This is a genomic window from bacterium (genome assembly GCA_020854115.1).
Lineage (GTDB): Bacteria > Patescibacteriota > Saccharimonadia > CAILAD01.
Window position 1 is genome coordinate 1 of sequence record JADZGC010000007.1, and the last position, 4572, is coordinate 4572.

Genomic DNA, 4572 nt, shown 5'->3' on the forward strand with positions numbered 1-4572 from the left:
ACATTTCTTCAGCGATAGCCTGTCGAGCGGCTCGGCGGCGTGGATTTTGATAACGCCAGAATACCTGCATCCAGCGGGGCCCCTCTATAACCATGAAGAAAGTCAGGGTGAAGATGGTGATGAGCGCAATGACTCCCGAGGCGATATTGCCAAGCCAAGCACCAGCGTTGCTGAGGCTGCCGAGTATCTTGTCTTGGTTATTTGTGACGACCTCGTTGATATTTAGGTTGCGCAAGAGCGAGCCAAAGGCGGTGTTTGACTCAATAAGGTTGCTCCAATAGGCGGGGAAGTTGCGGACGAGATTTGAGAGTTGTTCGATGAGCGGAGGGGTCAATACGACGATCATGTATATAAATAGGAGTAAGCAGGCTAAAAGCAGTATGAAGAGCGCGAGCCCTCGATTCTTGCGGGGCATGAAGCGAGCAAGCCAGTCAGTAGCCGGCGTTACGGCGAGCGCTAGGAAGAAGGAGATTGCTAGCCAGATGAGCTGAGTATGCAGAATGAGTATCGTCTCGATCGCCACAACGAAAAGAACTATTGTCATAAGGATGCGCACGACGGTACGCGTACTAATGACGAGCTCGGTTTTATTGTGTCGGGTGGGTTTGCCTGTCATATGTCTCTATTGTACTCGATTTGTGTTCATTTTGCTCGAGGCTTTTTCCATGAATAATGCATTGCTACATGTAAATTTTTCACATAACGCTCATGCTGGTATGGTAAGATAAGAAAGTAAATTGGGGGTGTATGCGCCAAGGTTATCAACGACAAATACCGAGACAGAATAAGAACGGCCGGACTACGAAGATAGTTGGGCTGTTGTTGATTGTTGTAGTTGTGATTGCTGGTGGAGCTGCTATATGGCGCTCGCGTACGAGCTCGAAGCTCGCCGGACAGATGGATTATCAGGGGAATAACCCCCAGACCGAGCTAGGGAATGAGTCGAAACGCGACGACAGCGCGAGTAATACCGATACGCAAAATAAAGTGCTGACTTCTCAGGCCGTGCAGCCGTCAAACGCGAGTGTCCCGAAGCCCACGCTCATGAAGTCGAGCGGCAATAATGGGCCGGTGCCGGTCGGCGCCATCATTGAGTTCACCTGCCTTGCCCCAACGGGGTATAATTGTAGCGTAGAGCTTAAGGGGAATAAGACAATCACACTTGATGAGAAGTCAATCGAAGATAATCGTGGTCAGACCGGTGCAGGCTGGGAATGGACGAGCGAGAAAGGCTCGTGGACTATCGTAGCCGCACTGAAAGATTCGAATGGAAATACTAACTCGAGTGATAGTCAAAGTCTGGAGGTCAAGTAAGTGAAGAGCGTGTTGCACATACTTCGGAGGGTGAGCTTACTTATTGGCGCCGTGTCTGCATCGCTGTTGTTGTTCGCTGGTGGGCATGCGCAAGCTGCGACGAATGGCCGCATGATCGACGATACGGTGTTCGACGCATCAAGTACAATGAGCGCTGCGGATATCCAGAATTTCCTCAATAGTTTCCCGAACAGTTGTCTCAAGAATTGGACCGACGATATGCCCGTGGCGGATCCGACGACGGCGTACTTTAACTATTCTGGTACCGGGACGGCAGCTCAGATCATTCGTCGTGTGGCAGACAATTATGGGATTAATCCTCGTGTTCTCCTTACGAAGCTCGAGCAGGAGGAGAATCTTGTAACTGGTAACGCGGGTTGTCAGATGTGGCGACTCGCGAGTGCGGTAGGTTTTCACTGTTATGACGGGGCAAATCCACGTACGACTGTGTATCGCGGGGTGACCATTCAGACGTGCGTGGATCAGGATGCAAACATGGGTGTTGGTCGACAGCTTTCGAAGGGGGGATGGCTCTTGAAGTGGGCGAAGGAGCGCGCAAATGGTAACTTAAGCTGGCTCGTGCCAGAAGATGCGGCGTACACCTACAACGGCCCGATGACACAGGGGAATCGCAAGCGGTGTGGTTCGTGCAATACGATTTATTATGACGGCTACTGGAATGGCGTATATCTCGAGACGGGAGCTACGGCAAGTCTCTACAACTACACCCCGTATCTCAATCAAGCTTTTGACGAGATCTGGGAAGGCTGGTGGGGGGCTGGGAGTACTGTAGGAGTGCCATACCAGTGGCAATACGTTGGCCAAAGCTCATCGAGTGGGGCTATTCAAGGAGCAACGCAAAAATCAACCTGGACTGTTTCAGCTAGGAATACAGGCAATACAATATGGACCAAGAGTGGATCTAACCCGATTAGGCTTGGAACAACTCGGTCGCTTGATCGATCAAGTCAATTTTGGGATTCATCTTGGCCGTCATGCAATAGGGCTGCTTTATTAAACGAGGAAAGTGTCGCACCAGGGCAAGTTGGTACTTTTACGTTTATTACTCAGGCTCCAGGCGTAGTCGGGAACTATAATGAGTATTTCAACCTTGTAGCAGAAGGCATTACGTGGCTCAATGATCCGGGGTTATACTTTGGTATATCTGTCTCGAGTGCAAACATATCTGGCACCATAGTCTCGAATACCTTGCCCACTAATATGGCTGCCGGGTCTAGTGCTACAGGCACCTTAGGCGTACGAAATGATGGAAATATATCGTGGTATAAGTCAGGGCGTTATCCTATGAATCTTGGGACTGCGAATCCTACAGATAGATCGAGCAAGTTCTATGCTCCTAGCTGGATAAACTCAGCACGTTTAGCAAACATGAATGAAGCTACTGTTGCCCCAGGTCAAGTCGCTACCTTTACAGTTACTCTGAAGGCTCCAGCGGTGAATGGTGTATACACAGAGTATTTTTCTCGGGTTATCGATGGATTTAGCTGGGCGCCAAATGCACTCACGCATACGATTACTGTCACAGGTGGCCAGGCACCTCCATCGAATAGCTTGGGAACCAATCAGTCTCTATCGGTAAACCAGATATTACGATCTGGTGATAGCAGGTTTGCATTGATCTTGCAGTCCGATGGTAACTTGGTGTTGTATTCACCGAATAGGGCGCTGTGGGCCTCGAGAACCTCTGGAAGGAGCAGCTCGGTACTTATTATGCAGTCTGATGGAAATCTCGTGGCTTACGATACGCAAGGTCGTGCGTACTGGGCTAGTTGGACACAAGGAAATCCGGGGTCAACACTGGTGGTTCAGGATGATGGCAACCTAGTTATTTATAGTGCTCAAGGACGACCTCTTTGGTATACACGCACGGCTGGCCAGCTCTAACTCTCTATCATTCAATCTGTTAGAATGTGGAGTATGACAAATATATCTTTAGATTTCTGGAATACCAAAAAGGTCCTCATCACCGGGGGTTCAGGCTTTCTAGGGTCGCACCTGCAGAAGCAGTTAAGGCAGAGTGAAGCAAAAATCATTGCTCCATCACATACAGACTATGATTTGGTTGACGGTGATGCTGTTCGGAAGATGTATGAAAATAATCCTGGTGTTGATATAGTGATACACCTAGCTGCAAAAGTTGGTGGCATAGGTGCCAATAGAGAGCATCCGGGATCATTTTTTTATGACAATCTTATGATGGGCGTTCAGCTTATGCATGAGGCCTACGCACGAGAGATTCCGAAATTCGTCGCACTTGGAACAGTTTGTGCATATCCGAAGCATACTCCCGTACCATTTAGCGAGGATGATCTCTGGAATGGGTACCCTGAAGAAACCAATGCGCCATATGGCTTGGCTAAAAAAATGATGCTCGTACAAAGCCAAGGCTATAGGGAGGAATATGGATTTAATTCAATATTCCTATTGCCGGTAAATCTCTATGGTCCGGGCGACAATTTTGATCCGGCATCGAGTCACGTTATCCCTGCCTTAATTAAGAAGTGTGTCGATGCTGTCGAGAATGGTGATGATGAGATTGTCGTTTGGGGGACAGGCTCTGCTAGTCGCGAGTTTTTGTATGTAGAGGATGCCGCTGAAGCGATTCTGCTTGCTGCAGAAAAATATGATAAGTCGGAGCCTGTGAATATTGGCTCGAGCTTTGAACTTACAATCAAGGAGCTCATTGGAATAGTCGTTCAAGCAACCGGATTCAAGGGCAAAATTACTTGGGATACCTCCAAGCCTGATGGCCAGCCACGCCGTAAACTTGATGTGTCGCGCGCAGAACGTGAATTTGGCTTCAAGTCGCACACAACATTTGAGGAAGGACTGAAGAAAACCATCGAGTGGTATAAGGCACACAAATCAGATCTGTAGTATAATTACTCCAGATGGAACATGTTGTCGTAATTCGTCCGAAAAAGCGGCTCGCGATCGATTGGAAGGAGCTCAAGGAATACCGCGAGCTCTTCTTCTACTTTGCCTGGCGCGATGTCAAAGTACGCTACAAACAGACTGCCATAGGCATCCTATGGGCTATCCTGCAGCCTTTTATACAAATGGTGGTGTTTACACTCTTCTTCAATAAGGCGGTCGGAGTAGAGACCGGGTCGGCGGTCCCATATGCGATATTTTCATACACAGGTTTACTCTTCTGGAACTACTTTTCTCAAGCACTGCAGCGCTCTGCTAATAGCTTGGTGGATAACCAGTCTGTCGTTACAAAAGTGTATTTCC

The 4572-nt window shown here is 48.6% G+C and carries 5 protein-coding genes; 4 read left to right on the top strand and 1 reads right to left on the bottom strand.

What is annotated here, in order from left to right:
* The coding region (locus IT415_01330; GenBank protein MCC7543333.1) for an AI-2E family transporter at positions 1-616 on the bottom strand (616 nt) is incomplete at its 3' end.
* Positions 617-747: 131 nt separating this feature from the next.
* Between IT415_01330 and IT415_01335 the strand changes: the two genes are divergently transcribed.
* The 4 genes from IT415_01335 to IT415_01350 form a co-directional block, all read left to right on the top strand.
* Positions 748-1314 (top strand): hypothetical protein, encoded by a 567-nt coding sequence (locus tag IT415_01335; GenBank protein ID MCC7543334.1) that lies wholly within the window; start codon positions 748-750, stop codon positions 1312-1314.
* A gap of 9 nt (positions 1315-1323) precedes the next feature.
* A complete protein-coding gene (locus IT415_01340; protein ID MCC7543335.1) occupies positions 1324-3219 on the top strand; it encodes a hypothetical protein in 1896 nt (631 codons plus the stop codon).
* A 33-nt stretch (positions 3220-3252) separates the two neighbouring features.
* Positions 3253-4212, top strand: a complete 960-nt coding sequence (locus IT415_01345) for a GDP-L-fucose synthase (GenBank protein MCC7543336.1) — start codon at positions 3253-3255, stop codon at positions 4210-4212.
* Positions 4213-4226: 14 nt separating this feature from the next.
* Positions 4227-4572 (top strand): ABC transporter permease (locus IT415_01350; GenBank protein ID MCC7543337.1); only part of this gene is annotated, 346 nt, incomplete at its 3' end.

Bases quoted from the DNA above. Each gene is read 5' to 3' on its own strand.
- IT415_01345 (MCC7543336.1), top strand. From the start codon at position 3,253: ATGACAAATATATCTTTAGATTTCTGGAATACCAAAAAGGTCCTCATC.
- IT415_01335 (MCC7543334.1), top strand. From the start codon at position 748: ATGCGCCAAGGTTATCAACGACAAATACCGAGACAGAATAAGAACGGC.